Below are 16,207 nucleotides of genomic sequence, written 5' to 3'. Positions count from 1 at the left end.
TTATCCTCATAACTAAATAATAAAAATATAATTTTAAAATCTATCGCATATTATATGCTAAATTATTCAAATAAAAAAATATATCTATATGTAATAAATTAAATTATTGCAATATTGTTAGGAAGTAATACTTTCAGAGAAAGACTATTGTGAGTGTGTTGACATTTAGAGATTTAGATAATGGATGTAATAGTAGTAGAGTCACCTGCAAAAGCAAAGACAATAAGTAAATATCTCGGGCCGAACTACAAAGTATTATCTTCTTTCGGTCACATACGTGATTTACCAGCTAAGCAAGGATCAGTTATACCTGAAAAAAATTTTGCAATGATCTGGGAAATTGATAAATCTTCTAAAAAACACTTAGAAAATATTATAGAAGCTGTTAAATCCGCCAAAACACTAATTCTAGCTACAGATCCTGATAGAGAAGGAGAAGCCATATCCTGGCACGTCCTAGATATTATTAAAAAAAGGAATTTACTAGGGATTATAAATATTCAACGAGTATCTTTTAATGCGATAACAAAACAAGTAGTGCTTAATGCTATGAATAATCCTCGCGATATCAATTCAGATCTAGTAAATGCCTACCTAGCACGACGTGCATTAGATTATCTGGTAGGATTTAATCTTTCTCCAATTTTATGGCGTAAACTTCCAGGCGCACGATCAGCAGGCAGGGTACAATCAGTAGCGCTTCGCTTAATCTGTAATCGTGAATCTCAAATTGAAAGCTTTGTATCTGAAGAATATTGGTTGTTATCTGTATTATTAGAAACAGAAGAAGGAAAAAGTTTTATAGCACGTCTCATAGAATTTAATGGGAAACGTATTGAGAAAAAATCTATCAAGAATAAAAAAGAAGCAGATGAGATCGTCTTTTTCTTAGAAAAAGCAAATTACGTTGTCAAAACATTAGAAACTAAATCCGTTAAACGTAATCCTTGGCCAGCATTTACCACATCAACTCTTCAACAAGCTGCGTCGTCCAACTTAGGTTTCTCTGCTACAGATACTATGAAAATAGCACAAAAATTATATGAAGGAATCAGCATAAACGGAGAAGATGTGGGATTAATCACATATATGAGAACAGATGGTGTGCATATGTCATCTGAAGCTCTTGAAGAAGTGCGCCTTTCTATAGTTGAAAATTTCGGAAGTAGTTATCTTCCAGAGAAATCTAGGGTATACTCCGCCAAAGCTAAAAACGCCCAAGAAGCACATGAAGCAATAAGACCTAATAATTTTAGGTTTTTACCCTCACAAATTAAAAAATTTCTTACTGAAAATCAATTTAAGCTTTATGATCTCATATGGAAGCGCAGCGTCGCCAGTCAAATGTCATCTGCTGAATTCGAGAGAACAACTGTTAATATTGAAGCAATTTATGAAAATAAAAGTGCAAATATGAGATCAACTGGATCTTACTTACGTTTTGATGGTTTTCTAAAAGTTTGGGACCTTCAAAATGATCAAGATAAAGCCAATGATGATGATAAATTACTCCCTTATATTAAAAAAAACGAGAAACTATTAGCAAAAAAGGCCGAGGCATATCAACATTTTACTGATCCCCCTCCTCGCTACTCTGAATCCTCTTTGATTAAAAAAATGGAAGATCTAGGAATTGGCAGACCTTCTACTTACGCGTCAATTTTAGAAACACTATCTAAAAGACAATATGTTACATATGAAAAAAGAAAACTTTTACCTCAAAATACTGGTAGAATAGTTATAGCATTTTTGGAAAATTTCTTTATAAAATATGTAGAATATGATTTTACAGCAGAACTTGAAGAAAAACTTGACGAAATATCAGCTGGAAAACTTAATTGGGAAGAGGTTCTAAGCGAATTTTGGAAAGATTTTATTCAAAAAATTGACAATACAAAAGAACTAAGAATTTCTAGCGTATTGGATGTTCTCAATAACACATTATCATCAGTCATATTCCCTAAGATGGAAAACAACGAAGAAAGTCGCGACTGCCCTGCCTGTAAAAAGCATCAATTATCAATAAAACTTAGCAAATATGGAGCTTTTGTTGGATGCAGAAACTATCCAGATTGCAACTATACTAGACAATTAACATCAAACCAAAAAGATACAATAGAAATTCCAGAACAATCATTACTTGGAACAGATCCATTAACTAATGAACCTATAACTCTGAGATCTGGACGTTTTGGATTATATGTACAAAGGGGAGATGGGAAAAATGCTAAACGCTGTGCAATACCAAAAAATTGGCAAAATGAAGAGATAGATCTTCAAAAAACAATTTCTTTACTATCATTACCTAGAGAAATAGGAACCCATACAGAAACCGGTCAAAGAATAGTAGCCGGAATTGGTAAATATGGGTGTTATCTAAATCATAATGATCGTTATACCAAGTTGGAATCAATTGAAGAAGTTCTTGAAATAAATATAGATCAAGCAGTTTCTAAAATAAATGAAAAAGAAAAAGATAATAAACAATCAAGAAATAAATCTAAAGATACTAAACGTACTATAGGAATTCATCCAAATGGAGAGAAAATTACTCTTCATGATGGACGTTATGGTTTTTATATCAAGTGGCAAAAAATTAACGCAAGTATTCCTAAAAACATAAACCCAGAAGAAATTAGCCTTGATGAAGCTTTACAGATTATTAATAAAAAACTGGAAATAAAAAAAATAAAAAAAATGATATTTTGAATTATATAGAGGTAATTTTAGTAATGAATAATTGCCTTTTTATACTCATCTCAGAAAGCATCTTAAGTCCAAAACACAAATTAAGTTAAATTAAATTGAATTAATATCAAATCTAAGAAGCTATTGACTAATATTAAAAAAATATTAAATTTAGAATAAAGATGAACTGTTTAATTCGTTTGTACTGCGCATAATACTTATAATAACATCTCAATTACGCAAGAAGAAGTAATTATGGCTTTTAAAATCGCAATTGTTGGAGCAACAGGAAATGTCGGCAGGGAGATGATTAAAATCCTCTCTGAACGTTGTTTACAAATACGTGAAATTACAGCTTTAGCCTCTAAGAAGTCAGTTGGAAAGAAAATTCCATTTAGAAATCAAAGCCTCGAAGTTATAGATCTTGATTCATATGATTTTTCTGGAACTGATATTTGTCTTATGTCAGCTGGAAGCGAAATATCCAAGAATATATCACCTAAAATAGCCGAAACTGGTTGTATAGTTATAGACAACTCTTCAGCTTGGCGATATGATGATGAAGTTCCTTTAATAGTCCCAGAAGTCAATCCAGAAGCAATTTCTTTAGCATATCAAAAGAATATTATAGCAAATCCTAATTGTTCTACTATTCAACTAGTTGTAGCCCTAAAGCCTCTACACGACTATGCTAACATAAAACGAGTTGTTTTATCGACATATCAATCAGTCTCTGGAGCAGGAAAAAAGGGTATGGATGAACTCATTGAGCAAACAAAATCTTTCCTTAAATCACAAACAAATACACCAGAAATATTCACCAAAAATATAGCATTTAATATAATACCGCATATAGATGTTTTCATGAACGATAGTTACACAAAAGAAGAATGGAAAGTTGCTGTCGAAACAAATAAGATATTGGATCCAAATATAAAAATTAATTGTACGGCTGCTAGAGTGCCAGTTTTAATTGGGCATTCGGAATCTGTTAATATAGAATTCAATAATTGCATTACGGCAGAAAAAGCTCGATCTATCTTAAGCAAATCATCAGGCTGTATAGTCATAGATGAACCTAAAGATGGAGGATATATGACTCCTTCTGAATGCAATGAAAAAGACCATGTCTTTGTGTCACGAATTAGAGAGGATGACACGATAAAAAATGGCATTAATTTATGGATTGTTTCCAATAATTTAAGAAAAGGAGCCGCGTTAAATGCTGTACAGATTGCAGAAATTCTAGTGGAAAACAAAATTTAATATAACCTTCATATCATTACAACAGAGAGTATTAATACTGTGTTTTCAAAAAGATTTATAATTCAGAAGATAGTTCTTTTAATAGCGCTTTATTTTGTATCTACCATGACCATATGCAGTGATAACCTTGATAGTTTTAAGGAGTGGATCTCAGAAAAAAAAGGAATTAATAGAAAGGTTTCACCTGTATCTACCGTGTCTATATGCAGTGATAACCCTGATAATTTTAAGGAGTGGATATCAGAAGCACGTAATGAAGCTATAAAAAAAGGCATTAATATAAAGATTGTAAATGATATATTTTCGAATCTTGAATACAGTTTCAAAACAATCGAACTTGATCGCAAACAAACTATATTCAAATTATCTTTTGACGAATTTCTCAAAAAAGTATCTGCTGCTAGTGTTATTGAAAATGGCAAATCTATGAAAAGAAAATATTCTGATTTTCTTAAAAAAGTAGAAAAGAATTATGGTGTTTCTCCTGGCGTATTGATGGCTCTATGGGGATTAGAAAGCAAGTTTGGAACAAAAAAAGGAACAATTAATACACTTTCAGCACTCGCAACCTTATCGTATGATTGTCGACGTTCCAAGCTATTCACTGAACAGTTTTTTACTGCTGTTTCTTTGGTAAATAATGGGACTATAAGCATTGATTCCATTGGAGCTCCTCATGGTGAAATAGGTCAATTTCAGTTTCTGCCAACCAATGTAGAAAGATTTGCAGTAGATGCGGATGGAGACGGTAAAGCTGATGTTGTAAACTCTAATCTAGACGCTATTGAATCAGCTGCAAATTTTTTAAAGAAAAGTGGATGGAATGCTATGTATGGATATCAACCACAAGAACCAAACTTTAAAATCCTTAACCGCTGGAATGCTTCTATGGTATACAAAAAAACAGTAGCGTATATAGCAGCCAACATTGATGGATTAAAGATAAAAGATGTATATGAATAATATATGTCTTTTAAGATTTTTGAATGTTCAATAGATAAATATTCTTATCTATTAAGTGCTGACCTAGCAAAAGTTAGGATGCTTACACTTTTTGCACCTGATTTTTTGATAGCAATAGCAGCTGCTCGTGCTGTTGCACCGGTTGTGTATACATTCATCTATAAGGAGAACCTTTGATCCAGACAAGTATTGTGTAAAATCATCTGTAACAGTAAATGCGTTATAAATATTTTTCTTGCGCGCAGAAAAAGATAATTCTACTTGTTGCTTAGTATAATGAGAACGGATCAAGGCTCCTGAAATGAATGGTTTATTCCCATATTTGGCAATTAATCGTGCAAGTTCAGCTGATTGATTATATTTACGACTCATCAAGCGAAAGTAATGAAGTGGAATAGCAATAATCAAATCAGATTCCTCAATCAACACTCTTCCAACACGAAACATCCACTTGGCCATCATAACAGACAAGTCTATCCTATCATGATATTTTAAAAGGCGAACTAAAATACAAGATATCCCGCAATATAAAGCAACAGAACTTATTTGTTCTAATTGCATATCGTGTGCAAATAAAGAATTTTTATTAATACTAATATCTTTTGTATTTGCTGAATTATACATATTAGTAGATATAAAATATACTTCTGACCAACAACAAGCACATAAACAAAAATCACGATCTATAGTAATTTTGCAAACAGGACATATTTTTGGATATATATAATTAATTAATCTTTCAAAAATAAATTTTATATTTTGTATTATCATTTATATATAAATAAAAAAACAATTGATAATTTTCCTCGTCTAATCAAATAAATAAGATTATCTTAAGAGTAAATTATAATTTAAAAATGAATAAATTATAATAAAATTGATATACCAGTTTTTAATAAATACAATATTTTATCAATATAAGACATAAAAATAGCATTTTAGATAGGAATAATCATTACTAGTAATGACCGAATCCATCTCATAAAAAATATAAATAAATAAGTTATATTAAAATATATTGTAATTTATCTAAAAATATTAGTCAAAAACTGATTAATACTAGTTATTTAGGAAATTTTTATATCAAGATAGCAATTATTTTATAATTTTACTAAATATAGCATTATCTTATAAAATAAAACAAAAAAATTGTCAAACAATTTGACAATAAATCTAGATTACTTAGAATCAAGTCCTTAAGTTAAATAACTAGCCCAGATGGCGGAATGGTATACGCGCAGGTTTCAGGTATCTGTGCCGCAAGGCGTGGAGGTTCGAATCCTCTTCTGGGCACCATTAAATATATAAATAATTTATATAAATCATTTGTTTGACAGTATTTTTTAATAATGATAGCACGACTTTTTAAAAGGTAATAGAGAAGAATTATACCTTCCTAAAAGCCAATATTATTAAAATTATAATCTACTCCAGATTAAATTATTGACACAACCAATGAGATTGTGTTGCGCTGGGGGACAATTTATTTGAATAAAATTTATATACGGAACCTAAAGTGAATTTAAAAAATACAAAAAAAATTATATTAACTGCCTTGTTATCATCTTCAACACTTCTATCAGGCTGTAATTTTCTAGGAATCAGTTTCCCTACTGGAAAAGCAGATGTAAATTCAGCAGATGAAATAAAAGGTCAAGAAAATTCTAACAAATCAGGTGAAGGCGCAGGTACAAAAGCACAGGGAGAAACTGAAAAAGCAGCAAAAGTCGAAGAAAAATCAACAAATGACAATAGAAATGATCAATCAAGTGCAGGCCAAAAAGATCCAAAAGAAATAATGGACCTGATAAATCAGGTGCAGGCTCAAATACAGATAAACAGTCAAAAACTGAAGGAAAAGATAAAGGAGCATCAGATAGAGAATTAAAAGATGTAAAAGAGGCAAAATCAGAAGATGCAAATAATGAAAAAGCTGCAATTAATGAAAAATCAATAGCTGAAGAAGAAGTATCAAAAACAAACAAAGAAGTTTTAGAAGCTGAAAATAATGAAAAAGCTGCAGCTGATGAAAAATCAAGAGCTGAAGAAGAAGTATCAAAAACAAAAGAAAAAGTTTCACAAGCTGAGTCAGATTCAGCGCTTGCAGGTTATAAATATGATAGGGAATCATCAAAGCATCCAGGATCAGAAGCAGCAAAAAAAGCAGAAGATGAAACCACTAAAAAACAAAAAGACGCAAAAGTTGCAGTTGACTTGCTAGAAAAATCTGAATACGGTTTATACGTTGTAGCGTAATCGAAAGTTTCAGAAACAGCAAAAGATACAGAAGAGAGAGGCAAACTTAAAAGCTAAAAACAACACATAATTATTAAAATTATAATCTATTCCAGATTAAACTATTGACACAACCAATGAGATTATATTAAGCTGGAACCATCTATTTGACTAAAATTTATATGCAGGAGTTTAAAATGAATTTAAAAAACACAAAAAAAATTGTATTAACTGCCTTGTTATCATCTTCAACACTTCTATCAGGCTGTGATTTTTTAGGAATCAAATTCAATACCGGAAAAGCAGATGTAAATTCAGCAGATGAAATAAAAGGTCAAGAAAATTCTAACAAATCAGGTGAAGGCGCAGGTACAAAAGGACAGTCAGAAACTGAAAAAGGCGCAAAAGATACAGAAACTGAAAAAGGCGCAAAAGATACACAAGAAGTAGCAGCTAATAAAGTTGATGAAAAATCAAAAAATGCAGAAGCATTATCAAAAGCAGCAGAAACAGCTAAAGCAGCTGCAAGTAATGCAAAAGATGCAAAATCAAAAGCTGACGAAGAACTAACAAAAGCAACAGAAACAGCTAAAGCATCTGCAAGTAATGCAGAAGATGCAGTTAAGGCAAAATCAAAAGCTGAAGAAAATGCAGCCGCAGCAAAAGATAAAGTTGCAGAAACAGAAAAAATAGCAAAAGATGCAGAATCTACAAAATCAAAAGCTGAAGAAAATGCAACCGCAGCAAAAGATAAAGTTGCAGAAACAGAAAAAATAGCAAAAGATGCAGAAGAGGAAAAATCAAAAGCTGCAAACAACACATAAGGAAATAATGAGAATAATCAATATTAATAATAACTATCAAGATAATTATTCAACAAATATAAAATTTAAATTAGACGAAATTAATATATAGTCTTTGTTAACTTAATAATAATTTAGCGGAAAGGGTAATGCTGTCATAACCCTTTCCGCAATTTTCATATAAATATCTTCTAAAATTAATATTAAAAATACGAAAAAGATTGCATTAACTAACTTATGATCGTTTTCAATACTTTTTAAGCTGTGATTTATTGCATGATGATAAATTAAAATAGAAAATGAGATAAAATTTTTCAGAGAATGCAGAAAAGATAAAAGAGATAGCAGCTGTAATAAAAAAACTTCAGAAGATACAAAAAGCATATCACAAGCTTGCAATATATAATAACCACATAACAAGCAAGATATAAAAATTAATATCATTGTAGTGTAAATAGTAAAGATTCTAGATATATTTCAGCAATTTAGACCTATTACGAATAAATAAATCAATATTATTATGCATTCTAGCTATTTATATTTGATATTTTTCAAAGAATAAATTTAGCAAATACATTATATTATGAAATAACGATATAAAGAAATAGTTATAATAGAGCCAACAATATAAATCAACCTAACAACACTCTTGATATTGTCATACTTAATGCTTTCAAATACTATTGTAAGATCCGTTAAAAACTAAAATAATGAGGGATGAAACTATCAGTTATTATCTTTAAACAATGCAAATCTTTGCTAATTATTACTAAAAATCTTTTTACTTTAATTATAAAGGTATTAGCAACTATTGAAATAGCAATATATTATATTATACTATATTATATCTTAAATTCATAAATCAATCAAATCATAAAATATGAAGAATTAAAAAACAAAGTATTTAATCCCCATATGCGATATATTATACCAGATTTTGATAAAATTTAATGCCACATATATATACTAATTATCAATAAAATTATAACTGCATCCTGCCCTAAAATAGGAACTTAGATAAAACAAAGAATACAAGTAAAATAATCTTTACATATTGAAAACAATCAGTGTGTATCCTAATATCAAAACAAGATTCTTAAAGAACAAATTAGATAAAAAGATACACCATTACGTTACATAACTATTAATTATTTATTATCTGCTTGCAAACTTTTCAAAACATTTTCTGGAGAAGAAATTTCATAAGGATCAGTAGTGCAATTATCAGAAAAACCTTTTTCTTCAAACCAATGTTGAACTATCATATCATTCACAATGGCTGCATAACGCCAAGAACGCAATCCAAATCCGATATTATCTTTATAAACTAGCATACCCATTTTACGTGTAAATTCACCTGAACCATCAGGCAATAATTTAACATTAGATATTCCTAAACTTTTACCCCAAGAATTCATAACAAATGCATCATTTACAGAAAGACAATATATTTCATCTATTCCTTCACAACGAAACTGATCATACATTTTTTCAAATCCAGGAAGCTGATATGTTGAACAAGTAGGAGTAAAAGCGCCTGGGAGTGCGAAAATAACTACCCTTTTACCAGAGAAATAATCTGTAGTAGTTACATCCACCCATTTAAAGGATTTAGATCCATCTGATCCTAATTCTTGAACCCTAGTATGAAAAATCACTTGAGGTAATTTTAAACCAATCATTTATCATATCCTCCCAAAAAATGCATGTGTTGCATAAAAATATATTAAATTCAACATGGTTGAGTGTAACATAAATAGATAACACAACTCAATGTTTTTTAATAAATATACAACATTTAATATACTATTTACTTTTTAGATAATAGTAATATAATCGGTAGCTGTTTGGCTAAGTTATCCACATTGTTATTTATAACAATCATTTAATTATATCACTCAGTATAGATCAATAAATATTTTTCCCTTACAACACATTTAATTCGATATTTCTAGTATTTTTTGCTATGTCGTTATTTATATAAAGAGGGGGTAAACAATTATGTGCGACTCCATAATTCATAGCTTGATTGGCGAAAGTATTCCTAATCCCGTAGTAAAATTTTCAGGAGTAAACAAAAAAGTAACTTCAATCAACAATACAAAGAATATACTGAATAATGTTAGTTTTGCCATTTCTAAGGGGGAAATAACAGGAATTATAGGACATTCTGGAGCAGGAAAGTCCACGTTAATGCGCATGATCAATAAACTAGAAACGCCTACTTCTGGAAAAATAGAAGTAGATGGAGTTGATATTGGATCCTTGAATATTAATGATTTACGCTTGATGCGTCGTCGAATAGGAATGATATTCCAGAATTTTAATCTTCTATCCTCACGTACAGTATATGACAATATTGCTTTACCACTTGAAATTATTGGACAAGATAGACAAACTATTGCTTCTGTAGTCATGCCAATCATAGAGCTTATGGATCTTATTGATAAAAAAGATTTTTATCCTTCAAGGCTTTCAGGTGGACAAAAACAGCTTGTCGGGATTGCTAGAGCTCTCGCTACAAATCCTGATATATTACTTGCTGATGAAGCAACATCTGCACTTGATCCTGAAACAACCATATCTTGCTTGAATATTCTCAAGAAAATTAATATGAATTTGGGTATTAGCATCTTGCTAATTACTCATGAAATGGAAGTTATCAAACATATAGCATCAAATATGATAGTTATGCACAATGGAAAGATTATTGAGAGCGGACAAACTATAGGTATTTTTCAAAAAGCATCACACAATGTTACCAAATCTATTCTTTCAACATTATCAACTTGCAAGATGCCAGAAGAATTAAATCAACGTATTTATAAAATTCCTAATAACAACAGCTATACAATAACACGAGTTTCTTTTTTAGGGGACAAATCAAAAGAATCCATTCTATCAAGACTTGTTAAAGAGTTAGATATAAATATTAACATTATAGGAGGAGGAATTGATCAAGTAGCTGGAACATCAGTAGGTATTTTGATAATTTCATATCCTCATATCTATAACGTTAATGTAAATAATTTTTTCAGCAAAAATCAACTATCTGCAGAGGTTTTAGGTTATGTCGATTGATTTGTTGAATCATATTATTCAAGGGCTTTTCGAAACAATTTATATGACCAGTATTTCTGGGATTATTGGATCTATATTAGGAATTATTGTTGGATTATTCCTAGCAACAAGTGATAAAAATGGGCTCTTCCCTGCCCCAATAATAAGCGCATTGATTGGTTTTATAATAAATATTTTACGCTCTATACCGTTCATAATTCTTGTTATAGCTATGATACCTATAACAAGGTATATTATAGGAACATCTATTGGTACTAAAGCAGCGATTATTCCATTATCTATTGTTGTTATATCTTTTATAGCAAGACTGATAGAAGGATCTATCCGCGAAGTAAGCAATGATCTTATTGAGATGGGGATTGCCATGGGCGCTTCACCATTACAAATTGTATTTAAAATTTTGATTGCTGAGTCAAAAACTAGCATAGTAAGAAACGTTACTACATCTTTTATAGGATTAATAAATTACTCATTCCTGGCAGGAACTATTGGTGGTGGTGGATTAGGAGATCTTGCCATTAGATATGGATACCAAAGATTTATGCCAGAAGTCACATTCTTCGTAATATTAACGATAATAGCTCTTGTACAAATTATACAAATAATTGGTAAGTCAGTAGAAAAGCAAATCAATAGACATCATTAAAATAGAATGAGGAAATATATGCGTATTATATATACTATGATATTTATAATTATATCTACTGTAATTGTAATAAAGATAAACAATAATTATTCAGCAGGAACTCAAAAAAACTCCATAAAAATTGGAGTAAATCCAGGTGAAAATGCTGATATCATGAAAAAAGTTAAAGAAATAGCAGCTAGAAGCGGTGTTAACATAGAAATTATAGAATTCTCTGATTTCATGACACCAAATATAGCCCTTGATAACGGAGATATAGATGCTAATGCTTTTCAACACGAAAAATATCTTAATAATCAGATTAACGCCAAAGGATATAAAATTGAATCAGTAGCAACTACAATAATAACTCCTATGAAAATATATTCTAATAAAGTACAAAAAATTGCAGATATACCTAAAAATGCAATTATTTCTCTCCCAAACGATCCAACAAATTTCGAAAGAGCGCTTTTGCTTCTAGAAAAATGCAAACTTATAAAATTAAAAAAGAAACAAGATATTAAAAGTATTTCTGATATAGCAGAAAATCCTAAAAATGCGCAATTCATTGAGATTGATGCAGCACAAGTTTCTCGCACACTTAATGATGTTAATGCAGCAGTAATTAACACAAACTATGCTATATTAGCAAAAATCAAGCCTGAAAACGCTATTTTTTCAGAGGATAATATCAATAATCCTTATGCAAATCTGATTGTAGTGCAATCTAAGAATAAAGATAAACCTTGGGTAAAAACTTTAGTAGAATCATATCGTAACGAAGAAGTTAAGCAATATATTAAAGATCTTTTCCCTAAAGATAGTTCATTCATCATTCCAACATGGTAAATAGTATTTATTGATAATATTAAGGTAACATTTAAATGTTTATTTTCTGTGTTATTTTAAACAAAATAATTTGTAATTAAATAAAAAATATATTTATAATAGTGCAACAATATGAAGGTAATGATGTAATAAATTTAGGTATAAAATATAGAATAGATATGTATTAAATATTTAAAGAAAGGGTTATAATCAAGAATGACAATTATTATAAATAGCCAATGATTTTATCATCACATAAAATCACAATACACATCAACATAAGATCGCAACTATTTTTTTATACATAGCAGTTCTCCAAAATGAATCAAAAAATTATCCTAGCAGAAGATGATAATGACATGCGAAATTTTTTAATTAAGGCATTAGGAAAAGCCGGTTATGAAGTTACACCTTGTAGTAATGGAGCGATAGCGTACAAAAAAATATGCGAAGAGCCTTTCTCTTTGTTGTTGACAGATATTGTAATGCCAGAAATGGATGGTATCGAGCTAGCACGTAAAGCAACTGAAATAGATCCTGACTTAAAAGTAATGTTCATTACTGGTTTTGCCGCTGTAGCATTAAACCCTGGCTCTAGTGCGCCAAAAAACGCAAAAGTTCTTTCCAAGCCTTTTCATTTAAAAGATCTAGTAAATGAAGTAAACAGATTGCTAACATTGTAATATTTAATAGAAAAAATATAAAAATAAGTTGACGATATTATGTTATATACATAAACAATAACTAAATCACTTTGTAAATGGGCATGTAGTTCAGTGGTAGAACACTACGTTGACATCGTAGGGGTCGCAAGTTCAATTCTTGCCATGCCTACCATCAAAATATAGTATTATTATTATATTATTCTTATATGATATAGAAAATAGATTTGTAGGCTATATAAGACAGATTTATTTGTTCGATTTATGTTAGAAAATTTTTTTTGTTATTTCTGCCTTATAATTAAAAGAACTTAAATTGATAATAACATTATCCAATTCTACATGTAATTCAATCAATCTTTATAATAACTGCTATCAGATAATTGAGAGTATAATTGCATATTTACCACTGTAATTTACAAAGAAAATCTTTTTTAAATCATTTATTTTTTCTATATACTCCTACAAAGAACATTTAATTTTTAAAAAATATCGTTTCATCCATCCCATACTATTGCAATACTGATTTGACAATAACTATCTTTGGGAAATCTTCTTTACGATAAAAATTATTATAATTTGCTATCGATAGATAATTAATTAATAAAATACTTGTTAAGTTCATAATAAGTTTTTAGCAAACTCTAATTTATGTTTACTTTCGAAATCCTTTTGCTAATAAAAACATTTCCACTGATTCTGAGCGCGATGCCATCGGTTTAATATGAATTACTTTTTGAAAATGTTTTTTAAGAATAGACAATATATCACTAATTGTTCCTCCCTGAAATGTTTTTACAAGGAAATCACCATTCTCATTTAACATTTCCAAAGCAAAAAATGAAGCAGCTTTGCATAAGCTCATAGTACGCAAATGGTCAGTTTTACGGTGACCAGTAGTCGGATAAGCCATATCAGAAAGAACAAGATCTGGCTTTCCACCTATTGCCTTACATATAAAATCCCAAGATTCTAAATCTAAAAAATCAAATTTGAAAAAATCAACACCTTCAATTGGTTTCATATCTAATATATCTATAGCAGCAATACGGATATCATCAGATTTTGCACCAATTACATGTGCTGCCACTTGTGACCAACTTCCTGGAGCTGATCCAAGATCAACAATACGTCTATTAGGAATAAGTATTCCGTGTTTTTCATTAATTTGAAGCAATTTATATGCAGAACGAGCACGCCATCCATCTAATTTTGATTGTTGCACATAATGATCATTGATATGCCTGTATAACCAATCACGAGATGACTTATGCAGAGAAGACTTCTTTACTTTATTAGTTAAATCTCGCCTAGAATAGCCGCTTAATAACTTATCCATAGTTTATTCTTACCTTCTATCTATAAAAGATATATTTAACTAATAATTATTATAACTTTGTCTAATCGTAAAAATAATTATCAAAAGATAGAGCAAATTTTTTATAAAATAAAGTAATAGACCGTAAAGATGTATTACAATTAATAAAATTAATTGCATCAAGAAAATAATATAAAAATAAAATATCTAAATTGCCAACTATACAATTATAAATTATTTGATATATAATTTATAAAAGCATAATATGCCATATTAAAAAATATCAAATAACAATATATATTCTAAAGCATTGCTTTATCATTATTGATAATTATATTAAATTCATATACGCAACATATTACTATATTATATTGATAGTGTGAAGTTTTGTGATTAATATATCTAACTGTATTGGGGAATAGTTCAATGGCAGAACGACGGTCTCTGACACCGTTAATCTTGGTTCGAATCCAAGTTCCCCAGCCAATTAAAAAAAATACATAACGCTGATTATAATATTATTATGGATGATTGGGATATCTTTATAAAAGTAATCATAATATAAAGAATAATCCAATTAAATAGCACGTATAGACATAATTTATCAAACTAGCTCGTAGGTATAATTTATCAAACCAGTTAAGCAAAAATTAAAAGCAGCCACAAAGTGACTACCTTTAATTTAGAGAATAAAATGACCTGTTTTTTCTACAGAGAGTGTTTTAAAGAAAAAGATAATTCCATCTTAGATTCATCTTTATTAAGACCTCTCATAGTTGCAGAAACATTTGCCGATAAAGCATCTGATACTTTATAACCAACATCAGCACCTGCTACAATGCAATCGCCTGCGAAACTACCATCTGTCTTTTTCGTATCAAATAAATACTGAACTCCTGGAGCAATGCTAAACTTATCATTTAAATTAAATTTATACGAAGCAGCAACAGAATATTTAGAGGCATCATAGTAAGAATTAGCACCACTTGCAAACAGACCAGCTAAATCTAATGTACCACGACCAATATTAGAGGTTAAAACACCCCGCACAGCAAATGCATCAGTCTTATTATCATATCCACCACTAACTGCAGCTTTAGCCTTACCTAAAACAACTGAAGCTAAATAACCTACTCCCAATGATTTCACATCATTAGATCCCAAATCAAAATAATCAACAGAAAGACCATACTTAAACAGCTTATGAGTATTTTCATAAGAAATAGAATGTAACCTAGGCTCTTTATTTTTTAAAGAAATTCCTTTATAAGAAAGACCTTCAATCTTCCAAGGATCATAATAACCTAACTTAAAACCACCTAAACTCATATAAACATCACCTAATGATACTGAATTAGAAGGTTTCGTAGCAGCAACAATAGTTGCAGATCCATTAACAACACCTAATCTAGTACGACGAGTAGAACTTAAAGTAAGTTCAGACGTAGATGAAGCAAATTGCGAAATTTTACTATCTTTATTTGTATAATCAGCAACTAATTTAGATGCAACAAACCATTCAAGCTTTAAACCAGAATAAGCAACATTCTTTTTATTAGCTACATAAGCAGCACCAGCATAAGAATACATCGCAAATACAGCAACAGATCCTAGATAAAAACTTTTTAATCTCATAGTTAATCCCTATTCTTTTCTACTAGAAAAACAACAAACGGCTTCAATTAATGAAATCGTCAATTGAAAAATGCAAACATGGAAATCAGGTTACATAATT

At 29.9% G+C, this 16,207-nt stretch carries 14 protein-coding genes and 3 tRNA genes; 12 read left to right on the top strand and 5 right to left on the bottom strand.

Going from position 1 to position 16,207, the window contains the following annotated elements; all coding sequences use genetic code 11:
• The first annotated feature begins 180 nt into the window (after positions 1-180).
• The 3 genes from topA (at position 181) to LAM_RS01850 (ending at position 4,917) form a co-directional block, all read left to right on the top strand.
• Positions 181-2,709: a type I DNA topoisomerase gene (topA, locus tag LAM_RS01860; RefSeq protein WP_023466223.1), complete on the top strand. Its 2,529-nt coding sequence runs from the start codon at positions 181-183 to the stop codon at positions 2,707-2,709.
• A 234-nt stretch (positions 2,710-2,943) separates the two neighbouring features.
• On the top strand, positions 2,944-3,954 hold the full coding sequence (locus LAM_RS01855) for an aspartate-semialdehyde dehydrogenase (protein ID WP_007557135.1): 1,011 nt from the start codon (positions 2,944-2,946) through the stop codon (positions 3,952-3,954).
• A 39-nt stretch (positions 3,955-3,993) separates the two neighbouring features.
• Complete coding sequence (locus tag LAM_RS01850) at positions 3,994-4,917, top strand: lytic murein transglycosylase (protein WP_007557134.1); 924 nt, start codon at positions 3,994-3,996, stop codon at positions 4,915-4,917.
• A 63-nt stretch (positions 4,918-4,980) separates the two neighbouring features.
• Here LAM_RS01850 and LAM_RS05465 read toward each other — a convergent pair whose 3' ends face one another.
• A complete protein-coding gene (locus LAM_RS05465; protein WP_007557132.1) occupies positions 4,981-5,688 on the bottom strand; it encodes a ComF family protein in 708 nt (235 codons plus the stop codon).
• Between the two features lie 441 nt (positions 5,689-6,129).
• Between LAM_RS05465 and LAM_RS01840 the strand changes: the two genes are divergently transcribed.
• Both LAM_RS01840 and LAM_RS01835 read left to right on the top strand, forming a co-directional pair.
• Positions 6,130-6,213, top strand: a tRNA-Leu gene (locus LAM_RS01840).
• Positions 6,214-6,472: 259 nt separating this feature from the next.
• Entirely contained in the window at positions 6,473-6,805 is a 333-nt protein-coding gene (locus LAM_RS01835; RefSeq protein WP_144079399.1) for a hypothetical protein, read from the top strand.
• 220 nt (positions 6,806-7,025) lie between these two features.
• Here LAM_RS01835 and LAM_RS05265 read toward each other — a convergent pair whose 3' ends face one another.
• Positions 7,026-7,217, bottom strand: a complete 192-nt coding sequence (locus LAM_RS05265) for a hypothetical protein (protein ID WP_144079398.1) — start codon at positions 7,215-7,217, stop codon at positions 7,026-7,028.
• A gap of 132 nt (positions 7,218-7,349) precedes the next feature.
• Between LAM_RS05265 and LAM_RS01825 the strand changes: the two genes are divergently transcribed.
• Positions 7,350-7,976: a prolipoprotein diacylglyceryl transferase gene (locus LAM_RS01825; RefSeq protein WP_023466220.1), complete on the top strand. Its 627-nt coding sequence runs from the start codon at positions 7,350-7,352 to the stop codon at positions 7,974-7,976.
• 1,127 nt (positions 7,977-9,103) lie between these two features.
• On the opposite strand, the gene LAM_RS01815 is transcribed toward LAM_RS01825, so the two are convergent.
• Positions 9,104-9,637, bottom strand: coding sequence for a peroxiredoxin (locus LAM_RS01815; RefSeq protein WP_007557004.1), 534 nt, complete (start codon positions 9,635-9,637; stop codon positions 9,104-9,106).
• A gap of 319 nt (positions 9,638-9,956) precedes the next feature.
• Here LAM_RS01815 and LAM_RS01810 point away from each other — a divergent pair, with 319 nt between their 5' ends.
• The 5 genes from LAM_RS01810 to LAM_RS01790 all read left to right on the top strand — a co-directional run bounded on the left by LAM_RS01810 (position 9,957) and on the right by LAM_RS01790 (position 13,329).
• Positions 9,957-11,036, top strand: a complete 1,080-nt coding sequence (locus LAM_RS01810) for a methionine ABC transporter ATP-binding protein (RefSeq protein WP_007557003.1) — start codon at positions 9,957-9,959, stop codon at positions 11,034-11,036.
• Positions 11,026-11,682 carry a methionine ABC transporter permease gene (locus tag LAM_RS01805; RefSeq protein WP_007557002.1) on the top strand — a complete coding sequence of 219 codons (657 nt, stop codon included), beginning with the start codon at positions 11,026-11,028 and terminating at the stop codon, positions 11,680-11,682. The genes LAM_RS01810 and LAM_RS01805 overlap by 11 nt, the downstream gene beginning before the upstream one ends.
• Before the next feature lie 36 nt (positions 11,683-11,718).
• A complete protein-coding gene (locus LAM_RS01800) occupies positions 11,719-12,513 on the top strand; it encodes a MetQ/NlpA family ABC transporter substrate-binding protein (protein ID WP_040055860.1) in 795 nt (264 codons plus the stop codon).
• Between the two features lie 299 nt (positions 12,514-12,812).
• Complete coding sequence (cpdR, locus tag LAM_RS01795) at positions 12,813-13,175, top strand: cell cycle two-component system response regulator CpdR (RefSeq protein WP_007557000.1); 363 nt, start codon at positions 12,813-12,815, stop codon at positions 13,173-13,175.
• A gap of 79 nt (positions 13,176-13,254) precedes the next feature.
• Positions 13,255-13,329: transfer RNA gene (locus LAM_RS01790), tRNA-Val, on the top strand.
• A 480-nt stretch (positions 13,330-13,809) separates the two neighbouring features.
• Here the strand turns inward: LAM_RS01790 and LAM_RS01785 are convergent.
• Complete coding sequence (locus LAM_RS01785) at positions 13,810-14,493, bottom strand: RlmE family RNA methyltransferase (RefSeq protein WP_007556999.1); 684 nt, start codon at positions 14,491-14,493, stop codon at positions 13,810-13,812.
• Between the two features lie 391 nt (positions 14,494-14,884).
• Between LAM_RS01785 and LAM_RS01780 the strand changes: the two genes are divergently transcribed.
• Positions 14,885-14,958, top strand: a tRNA-Gln gene (locus tag LAM_RS01780).
• Positions 14,959-15,180: 222 nt separating this feature from the next.
• On the opposite strand, the gene LAM_RS01775 is transcribed toward LAM_RS01780, so the two are convergent.
• On the bottom strand, positions 15,181-16,107 hold the full coding sequence (locus LAM_RS01775) for a porin (RefSeq protein ID WP_007556998.1): 927 nt from the start codon (positions 16,105-16,107) through the stop codon (positions 15,181-15,183).
• Between the last annotated feature and the right edge of the window lie 100 nt (positions 16,108-16,207).

Source organism: Candidatus Liberibacter americanus str. Sao Paulo, assembly GCF_000496595.1.
GTDB lineage: Bacteria > Pseudomonadota > Alphaproteobacteria > Rhizobiales > Rhizobiaceae > Liberibacter > Liberibacter americanus.
The sequence above is the reverse complement of the archived record's forward strand: the minus strand, read 5'-3'. Positions and strand labels throughout refer to the sequence as shown.

Coding starts and splice junctions, on each gene's coding strand:
- LAM_RS01815 (WP_007557004.1), bottom strand. CDS start 9,637: ATGATTGGTTTAAAATTACCTCAAGTGATTTTTCATACTAGGGTTCAA.
- LAM_RS01805 (WP_007557002.1), top strand. CDS start 11,026: ATGTCGATTGATTTGTTGAATCATATTATTCAAGGGCTTTTCGAAACA.
- LAM_RS01775 (WP_007556998.1), bottom strand. CDS start 16,107: ATGAGATTAAAAAGTTTTTATCTAGGATCTGTTGCTGTATTTGCGATG.
- LAM_RS01825 (WP_023466220.1), top strand. CDS start 7,350: ATGAATTTAAAAAACACAAAAAAAATTGTATTAACTGCCTTGTTATCA.
- LAM_RS05465 (WP_007557132.1), bottom strand. CDS start 5,688: ATGATAATACAAAATATAAAATTTATTTTTGAAAGATTAATTAATTAT.
- LAM_RS01810 (WP_007557003.1), top strand. CDS start 9,957: ATGTGCGACTCCATAATTCATAGCTTGATTGGCGAAAGTATTCCTAAT.
- LAM_RS01785 (WP_007556999.1), bottom strand. CDS start 14,493: ATGGATAAGTTATTAAGCGGCTATTCTAGGCGAGATTTAACTAATAAA.
- topA (WP_023466223.1), top strand. CDS start 181: ATGGATGTAATAGTAGTAGAGTCACCTGCAAAAGCAAAGACAATAAGT.
- LAM_RS01800 (WP_040055860.1), top strand. CDS start 11,719: ATGATATTTATAATTATATCTACTGTAATTGTAATAAAGATAAACAAT.
- LAM_RS01855 (WP_007557135.1), top strand. CDS start 2,944: ATGGCTTTTAAAATCGCAATTGTTGGAGCAACAGGAAATGTCGGCAGG.
- cpdR (WP_007557000.1), top strand. CDS start 12,813: ATGAATCAAAAAATTATCCTAGCAGAAGATGATAATGACATGCGAAAT.